General features: G+C 66.7%; 11 protein-coding genes and 2 pseudogenes. 3 read left to right on the top strand and 10 right to left on the bottom strand.

What is annotated here, in order from left to right:
* The first annotated feature begins 102 nt into the window (after window positions 1-102).
* Complete coding sequence (locus tag DFR49_RS08640) at window positions 103-1389, top strand: MFS transporter (RefSeq protein WP_119035385.1); 1287 nt, start codon at window positions 103-105, stop codon at window positions 1387-1389.
* Between the two features lie 187 nt (window positions 1390-1576).
* Here the strand turns inward: DFR49_RS08640 and DFR49_RS08645 are convergent, their stop codons facing one another.
* The 10 genes and pseudogenes from DFR49_RS08645 to DFR49_RS08685 form a co-directional block, all read right to left on the bottom strand.
* On the bottom strand, window positions 1577-2569 hold the full coding sequence (locus tag DFR49_RS08645) for an SMP-30/gluconolactonase/LRE family protein (protein ID WP_245968325.1): 993 nt from the start codon (window positions 2567-2569) through the stop codon (window positions 1577-1579).
* 251 nt (window positions 2570-2820) lie between these two features.
* Window positions 2821-7932 carry a beta strand repeat-containing protein gene (locus DFR49_RS08650; protein WP_119035387.1) on the bottom strand — a complete coding sequence of 1704 codons (5112 nt, stop codon included), beginning with the start codon at window positions 7930-7932 and terminating at the stop codon, window positions 2821-2823.
* Between the two features lie 113 nt (window positions 7933-8045).
* On the bottom strand, window positions 8046-9455 hold the full coding sequence (locus tag DFR49_RS08655) for an Ig-like domain-containing protein (RefSeq protein WP_119035388.1): 1410 nt from the start codon (window positions 9453-9455) through the stop codon (window positions 8046-8048).
* Between the two features lie 223 nt (window positions 9456-9678).
* Window positions 9679-10878: an HlyD family type I secretion periplasmic adaptor subunit gene (locus DFR49_RS08660; protein ID WP_245968326.1), complete on the bottom strand. Its 1200-nt coding sequence runs from the start codon at window positions 10876-10878 to the stop codon at window positions 9679-9681.
* Window positions 10875-11552, bottom strand: a pseudogene (locus DFR49_RS22530) (ATP-binding cassette domain-containing protein); the annotation flags it as partial. The pseudogene DFR49_RS22530 and the gene DFR49_RS08660, both read right to left, overlap by 4 nt.
* A 237-nt stretch (window positions 11553-11789) precedes the next feature.
* A pseudogene (locus DFR49_RS22535) lies at window positions 11790-12977 on the bottom strand (ABC transporter transmembrane domain-containing protein); the annotation flags it as partial.
* A complete protein-coding gene (locus DFR49_RS08670; protein ID WP_119035390.1) occupies window positions 12974-14350 on the bottom strand; it encodes a TolC family protein in 1377 nt (458 codons plus the stop codon). The pseudogene DFR49_RS22535 and the gene DFR49_RS08670, both read right to left, overlap by 4 nt.
* Window positions 14351-14352: 2 nt before the next feature.
* On the bottom strand, window positions 14353-15654 hold the full coding sequence (locus tag DFR49_RS08675) for an HlyD family type I secretion periplasmic adaptor subunit (protein WP_119035391.1): 1302 nt from the start codon (window positions 15652-15654) through the stop codon (window positions 14353-14355).
* 4 nt (window positions 15655-15658) lie between these two features.
* Window positions 15659-17383 (bottom strand): type I secretion system permease/ATPase, encoded by a 1725-nt coding sequence (locus DFR49_RS08680; RefSeq protein ID WP_119035392.1) that lies wholly within the window; start codon window positions 17381-17383, stop codon window positions 15659-15661.
* Window positions 17380-19068 carry a TolC family protein gene (locus DFR49_RS08685; RefSeq protein WP_147373671.1) on the bottom strand — a complete coding sequence of 563 codons (1689 nt, stop codon included), beginning with the start codon at window positions 19066-19068 and terminating at the stop codon, window positions 17380-17382. The genes DFR49_RS08680 and DFR49_RS08685 overlap by 4 nt, the downstream gene beginning before the upstream one ends.
* A 271-nt stretch (window positions 19069-19339) precedes the next feature.
* Here DFR49_RS08685 and DFR49_RS08690 point away from each other — a divergent pair, with 271 nt between their 5' ends.
* Together DFR49_RS08690 and DFR49_RS08695 are read left to right on the top strand one after the other, a co-directional pair.
* Window positions 19340-21397, top strand: coding sequence for an NAD(+) synthase (locus tag DFR49_RS08690; RefSeq protein ID WP_119035394.1), 2058 nt, complete (start codon window positions 19340-19342; stop codon window positions 21395-21397).
* Between the two features lie 280 nt (window positions 21398-21677).
* Entirely contained in the window at window positions 21678-23051 is a 1374-nt protein-coding gene (locus tag DFR49_RS08695) for a M28 family peptidase (RefSeq protein WP_119035395.1), read from the top strand.
* Window positions 23052-23086 lie beyond the last annotated feature (35 nt).

Consider the following 23086-nt stretch of genomic DNA (forward strand, 5'->3'; position numbering starts at 1 on the left):
GAATCAATCCGGCTAGACGGATAGTCGGCAAATGTCGCAAGAATGTCCCAGCCGTGGCATTCGGATGAAAATTTCCGCAACGGACAGGCAAAAGGGGCGCCGATGGCAGATAGCGACACGGCTCAGATCGGGCGGATCACGACGCGGCGGATCATGCTTCGGCTCGTGCCGCTGCTCGGCCTCATCTACATGGTCGCCTATATCGACCGGCAGAATGTCGCCTATGCCAAATTGCAGATGGTCGACGCGCTGGGAATGAGCGAAGCCGTGTACGGGCTTGGCGCTGGACTGTTCTTCCTCGGCTATTTCCTGTTCGAAGTGCCCTCCAACCTGATCCTCGAGCGCGTCGGCGCGCGCGCCTGGTTCGCGCGGATCATGGTGACCTGGGGCACCGTCACCGTGCTGCTCGGCTTCGCCGAAAGCGCGACCGCATTCTACATCCTGCGGTTCCTGCTGGGGGTCGCCGAGGCCGGCTTCTTCCCCGGCGTGCTCTATGTGCTGACCTTGTGGTTCCCGCAGGAGCATCGCGCCCGCGCGGTCGGCGCCTTCATGCTGTCGAGCGCGATCGCCAATGCGATCGGCGCGGCGATCGGCGGTTTGCTGCTCGACGCCGACGGCACGCTGGGGCTAGCCGGCTGGCAATGGGTGTTCGTCGCAACCGGCATTCCGGCGATCCTGCTCGCACCCGTCGTCCTGCTCACGCTGCCGCGCGGCCCCGGCGAGGCCCGCTGGCTGACCGCCGAGCAAAAAGCCTGGCTCGCCTCGGCGCTCGCGACATCGGCCGAGGGCGTCGCCGACGAGGGCAATGTCTGGCGCACCTTCGCCGACCCGCGTGTGCTGTTGCTGTGCCTCGTCTATATCGGCTTTCCGCTTGCCGCTTATGGCTTGAGCTACTGGCTGCCCACCATCGTCGCCGGGTTCGGCGTGTCGAACACCGCCAACGGGCTGCTCAACATCATCCCGTGGACCCTGGTCGCGATCGCCTTGTGGGCGGTGCCGCGCCATGCCGCGCGCTACGCCAACCAGACGTGGCACGCGGTCGGCCCGGCACTGATCGGGGCGCTGTTCCTGGTGCTGAGCGTGGTCGTACCGGGGGCGGTGTTCAAGTTCGCCGCGCTGTCGATCGCCGCTGCCGCGATCTTCGCCGGGCAGCCGGTGTTCTGGACGCTGCCGCCGCGCTTCCTGACCGGCGCACGCGCCGCGGCCGGATTCGCGGCGATCAATTCGGTCGGCAATCTCGGCGGCCTGATCGCACAGACGACCGTGCCCGCGATCCACGATCGCACCGGCAGCAACCTCGCGCCGATGCTGTTCCTCGCGATCTGCCTGACCGCCACCGCGCTCGGCGTGCTCGCGATCGAGCGGCGGTTACCGCGCGCAAGCCAGTAACGTCAGCACTGCGTCCCCCCCGACGTCGCCTTCCCGGCATCGCGCCCTTGCGGGCTGCAACAAAGCACCGGCGAATGCGAGGATCGACCGGATCAAAGAGTAGCGGTCACCACACCACGAAACCGGGCTTGTAGGACAGCGAAACAGGACAAATAGGGATTTTCGGTGATGGGCGGCCGCGACCGTTTCAGGCGCGCCATCCGTTGATCCGAAGCGTCACGCGCAGCACACGATCCGATGCGGTCATGAACAAGGTGCGACCGTCCTCGCCGAAGCAGCAATTGGCGATCGGCCGATCGCCCGCGGAGATCAGCCCGAGCGGCTCGGCCTCGGGGGTCATGATCAGCAACCCGCCCGGCGCCGAGCAGAACAAGGTGCCGTCGGCGGCGACCTTCATGCCGTCGGTGATGCCGGGGACGTCCTTGCCCAGCATCGGGCGCGCATCGAACAGGAGGCGGCGATCGCCGACATCGCCCGCCGTATCGAGCGGATAGGCGTAGATGCCCGCGACGTCCTTGTCCGACACTGCTAGGTAGAGCGTGCGTTCGTCAGGCGCGAGCGCGACGCCGTTGGGCCGGCTGAGCGTGCCGTCGAGCAGCATCGCCTCGCCACCCGGCGCCCAGCGGTAGACGCCGTTGTGATCGAGTTCCTTGAGCGGCGACGCGTCACCATCGACGAGTCCATAGGGCGGATCGGTGAAGTAGATCATGCCCGAGCGCGCGATCGCGAGATCGTTGGGGCTGTTGAATCGCTTGCCGCGATAGCGATCGACAAGGACCGTCCGGCGCTTGCTCGCAAGATCAAGGCGCGTGATCGCGCGGGTGCCGCTGTCGGCGATCCGCAGCGCGCCGTCCGCGCCGAGCGCGAGGCCGTTCGAACCCGGTTCGCGGATCAACTTCGGATCGGTGCCGGGGGCGCCTGAGGGGCTGAGGAAGGGCGCCGCGCCGCGGCCGGCCTGCCAGCGCCGGATCAGATTGGCGGGAGGATCGGAGAAGAGCAGCGCTTTCTGATCGGGAAGCCACACTGGGCCTTCCGCCCATTGGATCCCGCTCGCGATCGTCTCAATCGCGGCATTGGGGGCCATCACCCGATCGAGCCCCGGTGACAGGCGGCGGATCGCGGCAGGCAGATCGGCCGCCCATGCCTTGGTCGCGAGCGGCACCGCGAGGGCGCCGCCCATGAATGTCCGTCGGCCAAATATCATCGCGGCGCTCTCCCCGTCGTGTCGTAATCTACGATAACGCTCGTGCCGTTCTCGGCGCAACGCCCTGCGGCGAGACGTCCCGACGACGACCGATTCATTGCACCAATCGCGACGTCCGCGCGGCCGTCGCGCGCTTCTCGGATATCGCAGCAAGAAAAAGGGGCCCCGACCTCGTGGTCGGAGCCCCTGTCTTCCGGCGCGGCCGAAGCCGCACCGATACGTTCTGCCTACGCCGACAGGCCCAGTGAGGTGCCCGCATCGACAACCAGATGTTGCGCATCGGCAACGCCGGTCAGTTCGACAATGTTGGCGAACGTCGCCGGGCCGGTGCCGCCCGGATCGGTCACGTCCCCGATATAGGTGTTGCCGCGATACTCGAAGGCAAGCACGCCGTTGTTGGCGGCAGGATCGGTATTAAGTTCCTGCTCGACCAACTGGACCGCCGCCAGCACGCTCGTCGACGACTGGATTGCGTCGTAAAGGGCGCTGTCGTTCTGGACGAAACCGTCCAGAATGCCATCGGCTTCCAGCAATGCGCTGTTGGCCATGATCGCCGTGCCGAAGTCGATGACGTCAAACGCGGTGCCTTGCAGTCCGGCCGTGTCGTCGGTATCGATCACGAAGCCCGACACGGTGTCGTAATTGGCCCGCGCCGATTCACCGGCACCCACGAAGACATAATCCTTGTCCTCGTCCGCGCCCAGCGAGATCGTATCGCGCCCGGCCCCGCCGTCGACATAGTCCGCACCCGCGCCGACGTCGATCGTATCGTTACCGGCACCGGCGAGAACAAAGTCATCGCCGTCGTTGCCGGTGAACACGTCGTTGCCAGCACCACCGAGCATGGTGTCACTCCCTTCGCCGCCGATGGCGTGCAAGGCGTGGCCCGCCGTCAGCGCCGAACCGTTCACGAACATCGTTTCGTCGAGAGTGAGATCGTCACCGCCGCCGAGCGCGCCGTCCACGCCGAAACCGGTCACGACATCGGCACGAAGATCGCTGCCGTCCACCGTCAGCGTTTCACCCGTCGCGATGTTGGCATCGACGAAGGAGAACGCGTAGGTGTTCGCCGTGCCCGGAGCCGCGGTCGTGGCGTCCAGACCCGCGACGAGATCGATCGTCTCGACGTTGGTCAGGTTGCCGTTGAACGCGATCCCGGTGCCGAAATAACCGGCCTCCGCCGCGCCGATGAACAGCGTGTCCGCGCCGGCGCCACCATTGATGACATCGGCGTTGGTCAGCGTCGTCAGCCCCTGGATCACGTCGTCACCCGCACCGGCATCGACCGTCTGGTTGCCCGCCAACGTAGCGTCGTCCAGCCAGATCATGTCGTTGCCCGCACCGGCGTTGACGGTGTTGTTGCCGCCACCGGTGTGGAAGATGTCGGCGAAGCCCGAACCGGTGAAGGTATCGTTCCCGTCGGCGCCGATCAGCGTCGTGCCATCATGGGTGAAGTTGATGAGCGAGATGTTGCCAACCGCGCCGGTATCGATCTCGATCGTCTCCACGCCAGCATCTTCGGAGTAGCTGCCCGCCACCCACGAGAAGGTGCCGTTGCTCAGCAGTACATTGTTGACATCGTGATAGCGGCCGTTGAAGCCGACATCAGCGATATCAGCCGTGAGCGATCCACCACCGTCGATCTGGAGCGTGTTGTCGCCCTCATCGCCGAAGACTTCATCGCGTTCGCTGTTGAACTGGGTGATCGTGACCGCGAACGTGTCATCACCCGCGCCGCCGTGCATGATATCCGCGCCGTCGCCGCCGATGATCAGATCGTCACCGTCGCCGCCGTTGATCACGTCGTCGCCCGCGCCGCCGCTGATCACATCATCGCCCGCGCCGCCGTCGAGCACGTCCGCCCGGGCACCGCCGATCAGAAAATCGCTCCCGGCGCCGCCGATCAGATTCAGGCTGCCGCCCGTGACAGCGCTACCGTCGATGAACATGAATTCATCAGCGGTGACATCGTCGCCACCGCCCAGCACGCCATCGCCGCCGAAGCTGGTCACGACATCCGCACGCAGTGCCGAGCCGTCGACCTTCAGCGTACCGCCGGCCGTGACGTTCGCATTGGCAAGCGTCAGGATATAGCTGTTGGTCGTGCCCGGCGTCGTATCGACGTCCTTGCCCGCCAGCAGGTCGATCTGCTCGAAGTTCTTGAAATCGGCGCCAAATCCGATGCCAAGGTTACCGTCGAGTTCGAGCGTATCGTAACCCGTGCCACCATCCAGCTTGTCGCCGGCATCGATCAGATCGCCGCCGTGGATGATGTCGTTGCCGGCACCCAGCGCGATCGTGCTCGTGCCCACCGCGGTCGCCAGCATGTTGACGACATCGTCACCGGCATTGGTCTTGATGGTCGCACCGCCGCCAGCGACGTTGACGATATCGCCGCCCGAGCCGGTGGTGAGGTTGCCCGCACCGGTGACCGTCAGGCCCTCGGTATACGCACTCGCATCAAAGTCTTCCGCACCCGCCAGATCGACGGTACGGATACCCGCCGCCTGCGCATTGGCGCCGAGCGTGACCTCGACCCCCGCGCCGAGCGTGACGGCGGCATCAAGCACCTCGATCCCGCTCTTGCCGGCAAACAGTGCGTCGGTCAGCGCGGTCGCGCTCGTCACGTCGATAGTGTCGATATCGCCGGCACCAGTGCCCGTGTCGTTGAGCGTCTCGGTCGCGGTGAGTTCGCCATCGACATAAAAATAGGTATCACTACCTTCACCGCCATCGAGCGTGTCGTCGCCGGCACCGCCCCAGATGGCGTCGTCGCCAGCACCGCCGATGAGCGTATCGTCACCCGCGCCGCCGACAAGGCCGTCATCGCCTGCACCGCCCGTCGCCACGAGTGCCTGGTCGGCGCCCAATGCCGCGCCGAACACAGTCATCGTCTCGTCGGACTTGACGTCGTCCGCCGTCCCGAGGATGCCATCGGCGCCGAGATCGGTGACCAGCCCGGCTTGCAGCGCGCTGCCGTCGATGACGAGCGAGCCGCCCGCTTCGACCGATGCCGGATCAACCAGGATGGTATAAGACTGCGCGAAGCCGGCGACATCGCCCGTGTCGGGATCGGATACCGCGTCGAAGCCGGTTTCGACCACAATCGATTCGACGCCGGTCATGTTCGTCGTCGAGAACCCGCGGATCACACCGCCGCTCCACCCCGCCGCGTTCTCCGCGTTCACGCCAAGCAACAGCGTATCGTTGCCGTCGCCGCCATCGATCGTGTCGCCGCCATCGATGGCACCTACCCAACTCTCCGAGATGGTGTCGTCACCGTCTCCGAGATCGAAGGTGCGCGGCGTTCCGCTCAACCCGTTGACCGTGACGTTGTCATCACCCGAGCCGGTCGCGATATTGCCGAAGCCCGCGACGGTGAGGTCGGTGGTGAACGCGCTGGCATCGAGGCTTGCGCCGCCGGCACCGCCAAAGCCGAGCGTGACATCATTGATGCCCGCCGCCTCGGCGTTCTCGTCGAGCGTCACCAGCGTCATGCCATAGGCATTGAGCGCCTCGAACCCGGACTTGCCGGCGAACAGGCCGTCGGTGAGGTTAGTCGTGCTGTAGACCTGGAGCGTGTCCACATCGTCGGCACCCGTTCCGGTGTCGGTGATGGTTTCCGCCGCGACGAACTCGCCGTTGTCGAAATAATAGGTGTCCGAGCCTTCGCCGCCGTCCATGACGTCGATGCCCGTACCGCCCTGGAGCCAATCGTTCCCAGCACCACCTTCGAGATGGTCGACCGCACCGCCGCCTACGAGCGTATCGTCACCCGTGCCGCCGACGAGCCAATCGCGGCTGCCGCCGCCAAAAAGGCTGTCGTCGCCCGCGCCGCCATTGGCGTAGCCGTCGACGCCATAGGAATCGTCGTTGGCCGTGCCGAGCATGACATCCGTGAAGGTGCCGATTTCGGTATCGCCGTCATGGACGGTGATTCCGGCGGCGTTCGTGAAATAGACGCCCTCGTCATCGGTATAGGTGATCGCGCCGGTGGGATCGCCCGCGGCGTCGAGCGACTGCACCTCTACGCCCAGATTGCCGTCGGCATCGGGCGCAATGCCGTCACCAACCGCAGCACCGTCGAAGCTGACGCTGACGCCGGTGGTCTGGTTGGCGAAATAGACGCCGTCGATATCCGAATTGCCGTCGCTGTTGACGCCGGTGTTGATCGTGTCACCGCCGATCGCGAGATCGGTGAGGACTTCGTCCTCCTCGTTATCCGCCATCGTGACGTTGAGCGACGTCGTCAATCCCGCCGAGCTGATGTCGAGCGAGGTGCCGCCCGTCGTGTTGAGCGAGGTATCGACCGAGACGATTCCCGCTGCCGCCGCCTTGGCGCCGAGCGTCACCTCGTCATAATTGGTCTGAATCGCCTCGACGTTCGTGACGTTGGCGAAGTCGTTGTCCTCAAGCGCGTTATCCGCACCGATATCGGCATTGAGCAGGATCAGCGTATCGACGCCGTCGCCGCCGTCGATGATATCGGCCGCCGACAGCACCTTGCCCAGAAGCAATGCATTCTGGACGCCGCTGATGCGGTCGTTGCCGGCACCGCCGTCAACCGTGTCCGCGCCGGTCGTCAGTTCGAACGACAGCGGCGTGACCGGCGGCTCGGCGCCGAGATTGTCGAGGATGTTGCCGGTCGCGGTCGCGACCGTCTCGGAGCCGTCGGGCGATGTCACCTGGAGCACCACCGTTTCGGTGGATTCGCGGACCGCGTCGTTGGTCACATGGACGATCACGAACTGGGTCGTCTGCCCGACCGCGAAGGTCACCTGCTGCGACACCGGCGTGTAATCCTGGCCCGCCGTCGCGGTGCCGCCGGTGGTGGCGACATTGAGCGTCACGGCTTCCGAGGCTTCACCCGCCGGCCGCTCGAGCCTGAACACGAGATCGCCCGCGCCCTCAACCACGTCGGCCACGGGGGTGACGGTGATGTTGAAGATCTCGCCGTCGTCGCCGCCGCCGGCATCGCCGATCGTGTCGGGGACGTCGGTGACGATCTGATCACCGATGAAGACATCGCCGTCGCTGTATCCGGCATCGAACGAGCCGTCGGCGAAGGTGAGCGTGGTCGTGCCGTTGGGGCCGACCGGGAGCGACACCGAGGTGCCCGCATCATCGGTGAATACGATCGTCGTGCCGGTCCGGACGACGGTGTAATCGGCGGCGTTGCCGGCGAAATGGATGGTGTCACCACCCTGTTCGAAACCACCGAGCAAGGTAACGTGCGCGCCAGCGATGATCGTCACTTCTTCCTGGCCACCCTTGGTGCCGAAGACTGTGATCGTGCCGGCGGCGTACCCGCCCTCATTGTTAAGCGTGAGCCGTGCCATTGAAATCTACTCCCCAGAAGATAGTCAATTACTATAGTGATTTAGCAATGATAGGTTCGTATCGGACCCCTATGTGAATCGAAAAAGGAAATGTGGGCCGTGAGGCCCACAGATCATGCGTATTGGAAGAAGTCGAAGCCGACAGCCTGCTCGGCAGATGCCTCGTCGAGGATGTCCACCGTGGTGTCGGTAATAGCGGAAGCGTCGATGTGGATCTCGCTCGCCTGACCGCCCGGGGTCGCGAACGAGATGACGATACCGTTGGCATCTTCACCGAACGAATAATCGTCCGGCGCGCCATTGCTGACGAGAATGACATCGTCCGATCCGAAATTGGCGATGTGGGCGTTGTTGCCGACATTCGCATCTTCCGCGAACACCGTCGCACCGGCGCCGCCATCGAACTCGGCAGATGTGTTCAGATCGCCATCATCGTCGGTATCGAGGTTCGCATGGATCGTCTCGTCGACGTCGGTCACATCGACCGTCAGCGCGAGCGAATCGGTCGCGCCATCGCCATCGGTCGCCACGACGGTGACGCTGTAGCTGTCCTGCGCCTCGAAATCGGGCGACGCCACGAAGTGAATCTCACCCGTATCGGCATCGATCGTGAAGGCCGCCGCATCGTCGCCGGTGAGGCTGTAGGCGATCGTATCGCCGGTATCCACATCGGTTGCCGCAGCGGTGTACACCGCGGTCGCGACGTCGGCGTTCTCCTCGAACGAGACGGTGTGCGTCTCTTCCGCGAAGGTCGGCGCATCGTTGACGGCATTGACCGTCACGGTGACCGTCTGGGTCGCCGAGTCGGTGCCATCCGACGCGGTGACGGTGAAGGTGTCGGTGCCGTTGTAATTTTCATCCGGCGTATAGGTGAAGGTGCCCGCTTCTTCGCCAGCAGCCACCGTGCCATGCTCGGCACCTTCGAACGTGTAGGTCAGCGTGTCGCCGGCGTCCGCATCGGTCGCTACCGCGGTGACCGTGATCGCCGTGTCCTCATCGCCCGACACCGCCTGCGAATCATCGGCGAATTCCGGCGCCGCGTTGGTCGGCGTCGGCGTGGGGGTCGGCGTCGGCGTGGGGGTCGGCGTCGGCGTCGGAACCGAGTCGTCCCCGCCATCGCCACTGTCGCCGGCGATCACCGCGATGCCGGCAGCCGCCGCCAGCGCCAGCCCGCCTGCAACATAATAAGCCGTGTTGTCGCTGCCGCCATCAGAGCTGTCGGCCGGCGCCGCGTCGGTCGACGCGTCGTCCTGGGCCGCTGCGAACACCGCCGGGGCAGCATCGCCGGCAGCGACCATCGCAAGCTCGCTCGACACGACATCCGCCTGCACCGAGTCGGTGACGGCCGTGGCGACGACATCCGCGTCCACCGCCGGCGCGTTGCCCGCATGAACCTCGGCATCGGCATGGGCCGGCGTCACGACGTGAGCGGCCGCGAGCGCCGCCTCGACGGCATTCGCGTCGACCGCGACCTTGGCCTGATCGGCATGCGTGACGTTGTTAACGGAGATACGCTTCGTCATATGGAGCCCCTTCAATTGACGCGTCTCTTGAAGCACGGCCTCCCTGCCGCGCCTCGGATTGCCGCGACCAAAGCGGAATTAGGGCGAGATTGCAATAGCCAAGTGCGGCCCGCGGAGCGATTGTTCGGGAAGCACCCGTCACTGTGCAAAGTTGCAACAAGCCCGGCTCGCCGCCGCGCGATGGCGATCGAGGCGCGCACGCCATGATCGGCGGCCGGATCGTTCAGCGTTCGCCGAACGATTCGGACGTGGTCTTGAGGATCGGCTTGGTGAGATAGCGGAACAGCGTGTTCTCGCCGGTCTTGATCTCCGCGGTCACGGTCATGCCCGGCTGGATCTCGATCTTCTCGCCGGCGCGGTGCGGGTGCATCTTGCCGGTGTCGACCGTCAGGTGGACGCGATAGAACAGGTTTTCCGCACCGTCGGCGCCGCGTTCCGAAATCGTGTCGGGGCTGACGAACGTCACCGTTCCTTCGCCGCTGCCGTAGATCGACGAATCGTAAGCGTCGAATTTGACGTTGGCAGTCTGGCCGGTGCGAATGAAGGCGATGTCGCTCGGCGCCACCTTGGCCTCGACGATCAGTTCCTCGCCGGTCGGAACGATCTGCATCGCCTCGTCGCCGGGGCCCAGCACCCCGCCGACGGTGGTCAGCCTGATGTTCTTGACGATGCCGTTGACGGGCGAGGTCAGCTTCGTATCCGACAGCACTTCGCGGCGCTGGGTCAGTTCCTGCTCGGCAGTGGTCAGATCCTGCTGCGTCTTGGTGTATTCGGACTGGAGCTGCTCGAGATATTTGTTCCTGGCGCCGATGATCTGGCCTTCGACATCGGCGACATTGCGCTGCATCCGCAGGATTTCCGACTGGCTGACGTCGCCGCTTTTGACGAGCGGCAGGTTCATGTCGAGTTCCTGCCGCGCGAGCGTGCGCATCTCACCCAGCGTGCTGAGCTGCGAGTCGAGCGCATGGACGCGCTGCTGGTAGAGCGAGGTCTGGTTGCGGACGATATCGGGATAGGCCGCGACGTCGGCGGGAAAGTGCAGCGGCTTGTGGAACAGCTCGGTCTCGATCCGCGTCATCGTGCCCTTGAGCGCGGCGACCCGCGCGCGCGTCGCCTCGACCGCCGAGCCGACCTTGACCGAATCGAGCGTCATCAGGAGTTGGCCGCGTTTGACGTGATCGCCTTCGTTGACCTCGATCTTCGAGATGACGCCGCCGTCGCTCGACTGGATCACCTGCACGCGGCCGCTGGGGATCACCTGCCCACGCGCGCGCGAAATCTGATCCAGTTCGGCCCAGAACGACCAGACCACGAACAGCACGATCGCGAGAAAGGCGACGGCGATGATGACCAGTGCCGGGCGGTTGCGACGGCTGCGCATCACGCCCTTGCCGTCGGCCGCGATCGATTTCATCACGTTCATGCCGCCCCCCGGATGCCCGCCGGCGCGCCAGCGCGCTTGATCTGCGCGACGCCCGATGTCTGAAGGCGCTTGAGCACCTCGGCGGTCGGGCCGTCGATCGTCACGCGGCCGCCCGCGAGCACGATGACGCGATCGACGAGCTTCAGCAGCGACATCTTGTGCGTCACCATCACGAAAGTACTGTCGTCGCGCATCTTGGCCTGGATCGCGGCGAGCACGGTCTTTTCGGTGCCGGCGTCGAGGTTCGAGGTCGGCTCGTCGAGCAGCCACAATCCCGGATCGCTGAGCAGCAGCCGCGTCAAGCCGGTGAGCGTGCGCTGCCCGCCCGACAGCCCGCGTCCGCCTTCCGAGATCGGAAGATCGAGCCCCCAGGGATGGCGCGCGATCAGGTGCGACAGCCCCGTCGTCGTCGCCGCGTCGAGCAGCACCTTGTCCCCCGGATCGGGCAGCCCGAGCAGGATATTGTCCCTGAGCGAGCCGTTGATCAGCCGGAATTCCTGCGGGAGATACCCGATATGCTGGCGCAGCAGATCGTCGGCGACCTGCGTCATGTCGAGCCCGTTGATCGTGACGCTGCCCTGTTGCGGCGCGTAGAGACCGGCGACGATGCGCAGCAAGGTCGACTTGCCCGAGCCGATCCCCCCGATCACGCCGACGCGCTCGCCCGGATCGATCCGCAGCCGCTCGATCTCGAGCCCTTCCTTCGCGCCGGGATAGACGAACGCCACGCGCTCGAGCCGGATCTGGCCGTGCAGGCTTTCGGGCCGAAGGTTAGCGGTTTCCGCGGGATGATCCTGCGGCAGATCGAGAATGCCGTCGAGCTGGATCAGCGACGAGCGCGCATAGCCCCATTGGATGATGAAATTGGGAAGCTGTGCGATCAGCGGGCCGTTGACCCGCCCGGTGATGATCGCGCAGGCGACGAGCGCGCCGGTGGTCATCCTGCCGCCCGCGACTTCATAAGCCCCGAAGGCGATCAGCACGACATAGGTCATCTGCTGGAGCGTGGTGAAGATCGAACTCGATACCGCCGACCAGCGCTTGACCGGATATTCGTGGGCATGGACTTCCTGGAGCAGCCGGTTCCAGCGGCCGAGCATGTACCAGCCGCCGCGATTGGCCTTCACCGTTTCCGCCGAATCGAGCGATTCGACCAGCAGGCCGTTCTTGCGATTGCCGCTGATCTGTGCGCGATCGGTGCTGCGGCGGATGCCGTGCGCGAGGATGAAGGCAAGGCCGAGCGCGATCGGGAAGCTGATCATCGGCACGATCGCCAACGGCCCGCCGAGCCAGAAGATCACCAGCACGAACAGCGCCGCGAAGGGCAGGTCGGCGATCAGGAACAGCGAGCTTGCGGACATCACGCCGCGCACCTGTTCGAGCCCGCGGAGCTGCGAGGCCATCGTACCAACCCCCATCGACCGCGCGTCGAGCCGCACCGATTGCGCGCGCGCGAAGAAGAATTCGGATGTTTCGGTATCGATCTTCTGCGCCTCGCGCTCGACGAGCAGCGCGCGCGTGATCCTGAGCGCGAGATCGATAAGCAGCGCGACGAACACGCCGATCACGAGCACGATCAGCGTCGAGAAGCTCGCGCGCGGAATCACGCGATCGTAGACCTGCATCGAGAACAGCGAGGTGACGAGCGCGATTACGTTGGACAGCAGCGTCGCGATCATCCCCGCGACGAACAGATCCTTGCGCTGAAGCAGCGCGTCGCGGAAGATCGAGATCGCGCTCAGCCGCCGCCCGCCGCGCAGCGGATCGGGAAAGCGGACCTGGAAGAAGCTGAGATCGCCGCTGAACGGCAGCACCGCCTCCTGCCCCAGCCCGCGCACGCGGAAACTGTCCCCCGTCTCCCATTGCTCGGCGACCCACCAGCCGGCGGTCGGCGAATGGACGAGCATCGGGAAAGCATGCGCGCGCGGCTTGCCGCGGACCGGCTGGGGCTGATCCCAGCCGAGGCTGGTGGTGAGCCGCGTGATCGCATCGCGATCCTCGCCGGTATCGCCGGTCGCCCGATCGATCCAGTCGGGCGCGAGATCGATCGAATGGATCCGTGCCAGTTCCTTGACGAGTTCGCCGATCCGCTCGCTCATTGCCCCATGCCCCCGGTATCGCCCTGCGGTTCCCAGCGGCAGGTGCGCAGAAGGATTCGCGCCGCCGACGCCATCGCGCTGATTTCCGCATCGGCCTCGGCGAGTTCGGCCTGATTGGCCTCGCGCACCGCGTTCATCACGTCGAGCCAGGTCCGGCGACCGGTGATGAACTGGCGCTTGAACGATTCTGTCACCACCGCCGCCGATTGCGAGGCCGCGAGGCTCGATTCGATCTGGTCACGCGCGGACGCGTTCTCGATCAGATCGCCGTTGAGCTGTTCGATCAGTTCGCGGTCCGCCGTCGTCACGTCGATCGTCGCCGAATCCGCCCGCAACCGCGCGGCATCGGCGGCCGCGAAAGCTGAAAGCCCGCCCCCCGTCTGCGCCGTCACCGCGAGCCCCGCGCGGGTGCCGATGATCTGGTTGTAGCTCATCTGCGCCGAAAGCTGCGGCAAGGCGGAGGCCTTGGCAACCTTCGCTTGCGCGCGCGCGGCATCGGCTTCGGCAAGCAGACGCTTGCGCTTCGGGCTGCACGCGAGCGCCTGATCGAATGCGCCCGCCGGATCGGGGTGTGAGACCGCCGCGTCATAGATCGGGACGTTGCCCGGATTGAAACTGGTGTCGCCGACGAACTGGAAGACCCGCATCAGCGCCGATTGACGCTCGGCCTTGGTCGTCGCGAGTTGCTGGCGTACTTGCGCCGCACGCGAGCGCGCGAGTTCCAGGTCGGACCGCGGGCTCACCTTCTGTTCGACACGCCGCTGGATCGATTCCACCAGCATATCCTGTTCATCGACACCCTTGCCGAGAATCACCGAACGCCGCCGCGCGCGCGCGAGATCGAAATAGGCATCGGTGAGATCGAGCGCGACCTGCATCGCGCTCTCGTCGACCTTGGCGATGCTCGCCCGCCGCCGCGCCTTCGCGGCATCGACCCCCGAGCTGATGCGGCCCCAGGTGAAGATCGGCTGATCGGCAACCACGGTGGTGCCGAGATCGCCCTTGCCGGTGCCGAGCGCGACGCCTTGCAGCGCCAGGCTGGGCAGCCCCTGGTTCTTCGCCGCGCGCAGATCGGCGCGGGAGGCGCGCACGCTGACGCGGCTCGATGCGATCGCGGGATAATCGGCCATCGCGCGTTCGACCGCGGTGAACAATGCCGGGCTAATCGCCGCCGGCCGCTCGCCGACCGCGATCGTCGGAGCGGTCTCATCGGGCGGGCCGTAGACGGGCGCGGCCGTCACAGGCCCGGGCACGTCTGCCGACGGCGGCGGCACACCGGCGGCGGGCGGCGTGTCTTGCCCGTCCTTCGCCTGCGACAGCGGTACGAGGAATGCGGCCAGCGCCGCGACGATCGGGAGGACGGTCGCTGCCATCTCTATTCGCGAAAGGCCCGCTCGCTCAGGCGCGTGATCGGCGTGAGCAGATATTGCAGCACCGAGCGCTTATCGCCGAGCAGGTTGACGTCGGCGGTCATGCCCGGGCCGATCGGCAACGTGCGTCCGTCGTGATCGGTCAGCGACGTCGCCGTGCCGCGCACGCGAACGACATAATAGCTCTCGCCCGTCCGCTCATCGACCGTGGCGTCGGGGGAGATCGACACGACCTCGCCGCGCATCGACCCATAGACCGCGGCATCATAAGCCGACACGTTGATCCGCGCCTCCTGCTCGGGGCGGATGAAGGCGATGTCTTTCGGAGCGACCTGCGCTTCGATCAGCAGGTTGTCCTCGTTGGGCACCACTTCGACCAGCGGCTCGCCGGCGCGCACCACGCCGCCCACCGTCGTCACCAGCACGCGATTGACCCGCCCCGCGAGCGGCGAGGTCACCGTCGTGCGGGCGACCTTGTCGGCAAGCGCAGTGTTGGCGCTCGCCCGCGAGGAAAGCTCGGCCTGCGCCGAGGCGAGATCGGCCGCGGCCTGCGACCGCCAGTCTTCCTGCACCTGCGCCAGCGCCGAGCGCGCCTCGGTTACCGCCGCCTTGCCGCGCGAGACACCGGCGGCGGCGGACGCCGCATCGGTCGTCGCCACCGCGGCGGCGCTTTGCATCTGGACGAGCGTCAGCCGCGGCTCGATCCCGTGCTCGACGAGCGGGCGGATCATGTCGAGCTGCGCCTTGGCGCTGTCACGCGCCGACACCCGCGATTGATACGCGGCGTCGGCCTCGTGCACCGCGCGTTCGGCCTGTTCGACGCGCGCCCGCGCCGCCGCCGTCAGGCTGGTCAGTTCGCCCATGCGCGCGGTGTGGAGCGATTTCTCGATCCGCAACTGCTCCTCCTCGGCCGCGCTCTGCGGCGCGGGATAGACCGGCGCGCGACCGCCGATCTCGGCCTCGAGCCGGGCGATCTTCATGCGGAGCGCGTTGACCGTCGCCTGGTTGGTGCCGAGATCGGCGCCGAGCAGGGTCTTGTCCATCCGCACCAGCGGCTGGCCCTTCGTCACCATGTCGCCGCTCTTGACCAGGATCGCGCGGATGATGCCGCCTTCGAGGTTGGAGACGACCTGGAGCCGCGAACTCGGGATGACGCGGCCCTGCGCGTGCACCGTCCGATCGAGTTCGGTCAGCGCCGCCCAGGCGATGAAGATCACGAAGAAGGCGATGATCGCCCACAGCAGGATGTTCGATGCCTGGCGCGGCTTGAGCCGGGTCGCGAAGTCTTCGAGATAGGTGTCGGTCATGGGATCAGGCGGCCCGCCGATTGATCTGCTGGAGGACCTTGTCGCGCGGCCCGTCCGCGGCGACCTTGCCCTTGTCGATGATGATGACGCGATCGACCAGCTTGAGCAGCGACGGCCGATGCGTGATGAGCAGCACGGTGCGGTCCTTGAGTTCGCCCGTCAGCCGCTCGATCAGTTGCGATTCGCTCATCTGGTCCATCGCGCTGGTGGGCTCGTCGAAGACCAGGATCGGCGGGCTGCCGGCAAGCGCGCGGGCGATCGCGATCGACTGGCGCTGGCCGCCCGACAGCCCGTCGCCGCGATCGGCGAGCTTGAGATCGTAGCCGTTGGCGAGCTGGCCCATGAAACCGTGCGTGCCCGAAAGCTGCGACGCGCGCAGCATCTCGGCATCGTCGATTCCCGATCGTTCGAGCGCGATATTCTCCCGCACCGAGCCCGACAGCAGGACGCTATCCTGCATCGCGACCCCGATCTGCTTGCGCATCGCGCGGGGATCGTACTGGCGGATGTCGGTGCCGTCGATCATCACCAGCCCTTCCTGGGCGGTGTAGAGGCCGAGGATGAGCCGCGCGATCGTCGACTTGCCCGAGCCGACCCGGCCGATCAACGCCACGCGCTCGCCGGGCTTGATCGAGAAGCTGATGCCGTCGAGCGCTTTCTCCGCGGTATCGGGATAGCGGAACTCGACATTGCGCAGGTCGATCCGGCCTTCGAAGCGAGCGGGCTGCAACGCCTCGCCCTCAGGGCCTTCGGAGGGCTGCTCCATCATCGCGTTGAGCTGGCGATAGGCGGTGCGCGCCTGCGTCATGCGCGACAGGAGCTGCGCGATCGACGACAGCGGCGCCACCGCGCGCCCCGACAGGATCGAGCAGGCGACGAGGCCGCCCGTCGTCAGGTCGCGGCTGTTGACCAGGAACACCCCGGCGATGATCACCCCGGCATAGCTGATCGAATTGGCGCTGGTCGACACCGTGATCGCGATCGTCGAGATCAGCCGCTGGCGCAGCGAACTATCCGAATGCTGGGTGATCGCGCGGCGCCAGCGATTGCCGAGCAGCCCGGTCGCGCCGCTCGTCTTGACCGTCTCGAGCGCGCCGATCGCCTCGACGAGCACGGTCTGCTTGTAGAGCCCCTCGTTCATCGTCCGCGCGGCCAGCCGGTCCATCGCAGGCTGGGTGAGCCAGGCGGTGATGATCACGATCGGCACGATCACCAGCGGCACCAACACCAGCTTGCCGCCGATGATACCGATGAAGGCGAGCGTCACGAAGATGAAGGGCACATCGACGATCGCCGACATCGTCGCGCTCGCGAAGAAGTCGCGCAGCGTCTCCAGTTCGCGCATCAGCCCGGCGAGCGCGCCGACCGAGCCGCGCTTCATGTCGAGCCGGATCGCCATCAGCCGCTCGAACACCGATCCGCCGATATCGTGATCGATATCCGCGCCGGCCATGTCGACGAAGTACGCGCGCAGGATGCGCAGCGCGAAATCGAACAGGATGACGATGACGAAGCCGATCGTCAGCGCGGTCAGCGACGACATCGCGTGATTGGGGATCACGCGATCATAGACCGTCATCGAAAAGAGCGAGGTGACGAGGCCGAAAATGTTGATGAGCGCCGCTGCCGCCGCCACCTTGATATAGGTGTCCTTGTTGCGCAGCATCGGCTCCGTCAGCCAGCGGGCAAAGCGTGGTTTGCGCTCCTCGGCGAGCCTGTGATCGGTCATTGCACTCCCCCAGCGACCTCGGCGATGTCGAGCGTGTCGAGCAGTTCGCCAGTGCGCGCCAACAATACATAGCGTGCGGTATCGAGCTGAGTCACGGCCACGATGTACTGGCCCGCGACCTGAAAATAATTGTTCTCGGACTGGAGCAGATCGAACAGCGTCCCGCGTGAGACGCGAAAGCGCTCGGCGAGCACGTCGCGCGACTGGCGGCTCGAGATGTAATTGACGCGCAGCGCCGCGACTTCCTGTTCGAGCGCGTCGACATCGGACCAGGCGATCGCGGCATCGCGAACCGCCTTCTCGCGCGTGCCGTCATATTGCGCCTGCGCGACGCGCGCGCGCGCATGTGCCTGATCGGCGCGCTGCGGCCCGCCGCCGCCGAGCCGCATCGTCAGCGCGACATTGGCGCGGACGTCGTAATCGCGTGCGGTCTCGATCAGGCCGTAGCGGCCGGCGTTGACCCCGCCCGTGATCTTCGGAAGGATATCGGCGCGCGCCGCCTTGGCGTCGTAGCGCGAGGCCTCGGCAAGCCGCTTCTGCACGAGCACCGACGGAATGGTCGCCGCCTTCGCCCGCGCAGCGTCGAGCGACAGCACGGGCGCGTCGAGGATCGGCGCGCGGCCGAGCGCATCGGGCGCCGGACGCCCGGTCAACTGCGCGAAGCGCGCGCGCGCGTTGGCGAGCGAACGGCGGTAATCGGCCAGCCGGCTGTTCGCCGAGGCGATATAGCTTTCGACCTGCGCGACGTCGCCCGGCGCCGACGCGCCCTGCGCCACACGCTCGTCGATCTGCCGGCGCAGCACCGCCTGCGCGGCCGTGAAACCTTCGCCGAGCTGGACGAGCGCGCCATAGCCGAACACGTCGTACCACGCGCCGATCGCCTCGATCGCGACCTGCGAGGCCGAATCGTCGATATTCTGCGTCGTCGCGTCGAGCCGGGCGTGCGCGGCCTTGATACGATCCTCGGCGGCGCCGAAATCCCACAGCGATTGCTGGATGTTGAACTGCGCGTCGGTCCGATGGGCCGGGCGCGAGCGTTCGATCACGTTGTCGGGGTCGTTCGAGAAAGCGCGCGACAGCGTCTGGAAATTGGTGATCGAGATATCCGCCACGGGAAGCTGGCCCCAGCGCGCCTCCGCGCGCGCGGCGCGGGCCTGGGCGCGCTGGGCGTAGGCCGAATCGAGATCGGGGTTGCGCCGCACCGCATCGCGGATCGCGGACCGGAAAAAATCGGGCGCGATCGACGATTCGGCGAGGCGCAGGATCGGATCCTCGGCCGGATCGATCGCCATCGGCTCGCGGGTCGGCGCCGGCAACGCCTGCGGGAACGGCACCGGCTCGCCACGAAGCGGCGGCGGCGTGGTACTCTCAGGCGAGGAGACCGCGGCCGCGTGGCCGATCATCGCCGACGACGACGGCACCGCGGGTTCGACCGCGATCGGCGCCGGCTGGACGACGGGCGGCAGCCCCTGGCCAAGCGGCCCCGGCACGATCGGCGTCGCGCCGGGCGTTTGCGGCGGCACTGTCTGGATCACCGGCGGCGCGCTTTGCACGACCGAGCCCGGACCGACCTGTGTCGCCTGCCCGGCCATCGCTGCATCGGAGAAAATGGCGGGCCCGGCAATCGCAGCGATGCTGGCTACCAGCCCCGGCACGGCTGCCCCCAGCCGGCTATTCAGGCGCACACACAAACTCAGGATCCCCCAGAAATCCAGGCACCGCCTCTACAGGCTCGCCGCATCAACGCAACGTGAATCTTTCGTTAAGCAGGGGCAAAGCGGTTGAGGCAACAGGCGAAAAGCCCGCGGCCGCACGCCCACGGTCGCGGATCCAGATCGGCAGAACACCGCCGAAGTCCGCGGGTTCCCCCGGTCTCAGTAATCCGCCGCCGACAGCATCGGTGCCGCGTGCCGGCAGGCGTGGCGCTTCGTCGCAAAGCCGGGTAAGCGAGACGGCATGGCCGACGGCACGACGCACCGCTTCCACGCGATCCACGCCCACGAGATGCTCCGAGTCGGGGCGTGCTCGCCGCTCGCCACGGTCGGCGATCCGGCCGCCAATGCACGCGCCACGATCGCGCTGGCGCAAGCCGGGCACGAAGCCGCCGCCGACCTGCTCGTTTTTCCCGAACTCAACGTCACCTCGTACGCGATCGACGACCTGCATGCCCAGGCGGGGCTGCACGAGGCGACGCGCGCGGCGCTGGCGGCGATCGTCGAGGCCAGCCGCGGTCTGAAGCCGGTGCTGCTCGTCGGCGCGGCGCTGGAGCGTAACGGGCGGCGCTATAATTGCGCGGTGGCGATCGCACGCGGGCGCGTGCTCGGCGTCGTGCCCAAGAGCTTCCTGCCCAATTACCGCGAATATTACGAGAAGCGCTGGTTCGCGCCGGGCGCGGGGCTGACGGGCCTCACGATCGAGATCGGCGGCGAGACGGTTCCCTTCGGCACCGACCTGATCTTCGCGGCGCGCGATCTGCCGCACTTCGTCTTCCATGCCGAGATCTGCGAGGACTTCTGGGCCGCGATCCCGCCGTCGTCCTACGGCGCGCTGGCGGGCGCGTACGTGTGCTGCAACCTGTCGGCGTCGAACATCGTCATCGGCAAGGCGCGCGAACGCGCGATGCTGGCCGCCGCGCAATCGGCGCGCAGCGTGAGCGCCTATGTCTATTCGGCCGCCGGGCCGGGCGAGAGCACCACCGACCTCGCGTGGGACGGCCAGGGGCAGATCCACGAACTCGGCGAGTTGATCGCCGAATCGCAGCGGTTCGACCGCGACCCCGAACTGCTGATCGCCGATGTCGATATCGGCCGCATCCGGCTGGAGCGCGCGCGGATGGGCACGTTCAACGATGCCGCCGCCGCCGCCGGCCATCCCGAGACGCGCTTCCGCCGGATCGGCTTCGAGCACCGGCCGGACTTCGCCGACGTCGGGCTGCGCCGCGCGATCCGTCGCTTCCCGTTCGTGCCCAACACGCCCGCCAGGCTCGACGCCGATTGCTACGAGGCGTTCAACATCCAGGTCGAGGGGCTGCTCCAGCGCGTCGTCGCGACGGGCACCAGGCGGCTCGTCATCGGCGTCTCCGGCGGGCTCGATTCGAGCCACGCGCTGCTCGTCGCCGCCAAGGTCATGGATCGGCTCGGCCGCCCGCGCACCGACATCCTCGGCTATACGATGCCCGGCTTCGCGACGGGGGCGGCGAGCAAGGATCAGGCATGGCGGCTGATGCGTGCGCTCGACATCTCGGGCGAGGAAATCGACATCCGGCCCGCCGCCAACCAGATGCTCGCCGACATGGACCACCCCTTCGCACGCGGCGAGAAACTGTACGACACCACGTTCGAGAACGTGCAGGCGGGGCTCAGGACCGATTACCTGTTCCGGCTCGCCAACCGCCATCAGGGGTTGGTGGTCGGCACCGGCGACCTTTCCGAACTCGCGCTCGGCTGGTGCACCTATGGCGTCGGCGACCAGATGAGCCATTACGGCGTCAACGCCGGCGTGCCCAAGACGCTGATCCAGTTCCTGATCCGCTGGGCGATCGCGACCGATCAGTATGACGCCGAGACCGACGCGGTGCTGCGCGCGATCCTCGCCGCCGAGATCAGCCCCGAACTGGTGCCCGTAGGCGACGACGGCGCGGTGCAATCGACCGAGAGCCTGATCGGGCCGTACGAACTGCACGATTTCTTCCTGCACCATATCGTCCGCCACGGCCTGCCGCCGTCGACGGTCGCGTTCCTCGCCTGGCACGCCTGGCGCGATGCCGAGGCCGGGCGCTGGCCGATCGACTTTCCCGACGCCGGCCGCCGCGCCTACGACCTGGAGACGATCCGCCGCTGGCTGGAGGTCTTCCTCAAGCGCTTCTTCGGCTTCAGCCAGTTCAAGCGCTCGGCGCTCCCCAACGGCCCCAAGGTCTCGGCGGGCGGCGCCTTGTCCCCGCGCGGCGACTGGCGGGCGCCCTCCGACGGGGTGGCGACGCCGTGGCTCGACGAACTGGCGCGCAACCTGCCCTGAGGCGCGACATGCTCGCGCTTGCCGCCACCGCTTCCACGCGAGCGGATCAAACTTCGGCGCTGTCCTACACGGCCGAATCCTGTCATAACGGGATCGACCGCCGCCATAGCGCGCGGCGCGGCCGGTCGAGGATGCTCGTCGTTTTGGGCTAACTTTCGCCTAACCTTCCGGCAGGGAATGAACGCCTGTACGCCGACGAACAGGTGGGTGACGTTGCCGTTCCTTGACGCGTCGCGCGATTCGCGCACAACGTCGCGGCCTGTTCCTATCGGGGGATTCCATGCCGGTTCGTTCCACCTTGTTCGCCGCGTTCGCGCTCGTTGCCACCACCGCGCTGGCGCCCGCCGCATTCGCGCAAGATAATTGGACCGTGCAGGAGCGCTGGGTGCGTGCGCACGAGGGGTTCCTTGCCGGCGAGGCGCTGCAAGGGCGCGGCAGTGCGACGCGCGACGAGGCGATCGCCGCCGCCTATGTCGCGGCACAATTCGAGGGCTTCGGGCTGGTCCACGCGCCGGGGATGGACAGCTATTTCCAGAAGGCGACGATCGTGCGGCTGACCGCCGACGGGCCGGCGCAGCTATCGGTGAACGGCAAGCCGATCGCGGCGGCGCCGACGGTGTTCACCGCACCGGGCAATCGCGTATCGGGCAAGGTCACGGTCGCCCGATCGGCCGATGCCAAGGCGCTGCCCCAGGGCGAGGTGGTGTTGGTCGGCGCCGCCGACGCCGAGCCGATGGCGCTGTATCGCACGGCGATGCAGAAGAAGATCAAGCTGCTGGTCCTGCGCGAGAGCGAGGCGAGCCGCGACCTTTATACCAAACTGGGCGGGGCGCCGCGCCTGCCCGCCTATCTCGAAGGCGACGACCCCGGCGAGCGCACCGCGATCGCGACGCTGCCGGGCGACGCGTTCGACGCGCTGGCGAAGAAGCCCGGCGCGACCGTCGACCTCGCCCTGCCCTCGGTGATCGAAGACAGGGCCGTCACCACCAACGCGATCGGCTATCTTCCCGGCAGCGACCCCGAAGCGGGCACCTTGCTGTTCACCGCGCATCTCGACCATCTGGGCGTCCAGCCCGACGGCACGGTGATGTACGGCGCCAATGACGACGCCTCGGGCACGACCGCGGTGATCGAGATCGCGCGCGCGCTGGCGGCGGGCAAGCAGCCGAAGCGCAGCATCCTGTTCGTCTGCTACGGCAGCGAGGAAATCGGGCTTTACGGCTCCAAATATTTCGGCGAGCATCCGCCGGTGCCGCTTGAGCAGATCGTCGCCAATATCGAGTTCGAGATGATCGGCGCGCAGGACCCCAAGCTGCCCAAGGACACGCTGATGATGACGGGCTACGAACGCTCGAACCTCGGCGAGGTCATCAAGGCGCATGGCGGGCTGGTGGCGCCCGATCCGTATCCCGACCAGCATTTCTTCCAGCGCTCGGACAATTATTCGCTCGCGCTCAAGGGCATCGTCGCGCACACTTTTTCGGGTTGGGCGGTGACGCCGACCTATCACGACAAGACCGACACCGTCGCCAGCATCGATTTCGACTTCATGACCAAGGCGATCCAGTCGCTGATCGAACCGATGCGGTGGCTGGCGGACGGCGACTTCACCCCCGAGTGGAAACCAGGCGGGCGGCCCGAGGCGGCGAAATAGCCTCCTGTCCCATATTCGTCATGCCGGACTTGTTC

Source organism: Hephaestia caeni (assembly GCF_003550065.1).
Lineage (GTDB): Bacteria > Pseudomonadota > Alphaproteobacteria > Sphingomonadales > Sphingomonadaceae > Sphingomonas > Sphingomonas caeni_A.

Excerpts from the sequence above, each read along its gene's own strand:
- DFR49_RS08640 (WP_119035385.1), top strand. The coding sequence starts at position 103 with ATGGCAGATAGCGACACGGCTCAGATCGGGCGGATCACGACGCGGCGG.
- DFR49_RS08645 (WP_245968325.1), bottom strand. The coding sequence starts at position 2,569 with ATGGGCGGCGCCCTCGCGGTGCCGCTCGCGACCAAGGCATGGGCGGCC.
- DFR49_RS08650 (WP_119035387.1), bottom strand. The coding sequence starts at position 7,932 with ATGGCACGGCTCACGCTTAACAATGAGGGCGGGTACGCCGCCGGCACG.
- DFR49_RS08655 (WP_119035388.1), bottom strand. The coding sequence starts at position 9,455 with ATGACGAAGCGTATCTCCGTTAACAACGTCACGCATGCCGATCAGGCC.
- DFR49_RS08660 (WP_245968326.1), bottom strand. The coding sequence starts at position 10,878 with ATGAACGTGATGAAATCGATCGCGGCCGACGGCAAGGGCGTGATGCGC.
- DFR49_RS08670 (WP_119035390.1), bottom strand. The coding sequence starts at position 14,350 with ATGGCAGCGACCGTCCTCCCGATCGTCGCGGCGCTGGCCGCATTCCTC.
- DFR49_RS08675 (WP_119035391.1), bottom strand. The coding sequence starts at position 15,654 with ATGACCGACACCTATCTCGAAGACTTCGCGACCCGGCTCAAGCCGCGC.
- DFR49_RS08680 (WP_119035392.1), bottom strand. The coding sequence starts at position 17,383 with ATGACCGATCACAGGCTCGCCGAGGAGCGCAAACCACGCTTTGCCCGC.
- DFR49_RS08690 (WP_119035394.1), top strand. The coding sequence starts at position 19,340 with ATGGCCGACGGCACGACGCACCGCTTCCACGCGATCCACGCCCACGAG.
- DFR49_RS08695 (WP_119035395.1), top strand. The coding sequence starts at position 21,678 with ATGCCGGTTCGTTCCACCTTGTTCGCCGCGTTCGCGCTCGTTGCCACC.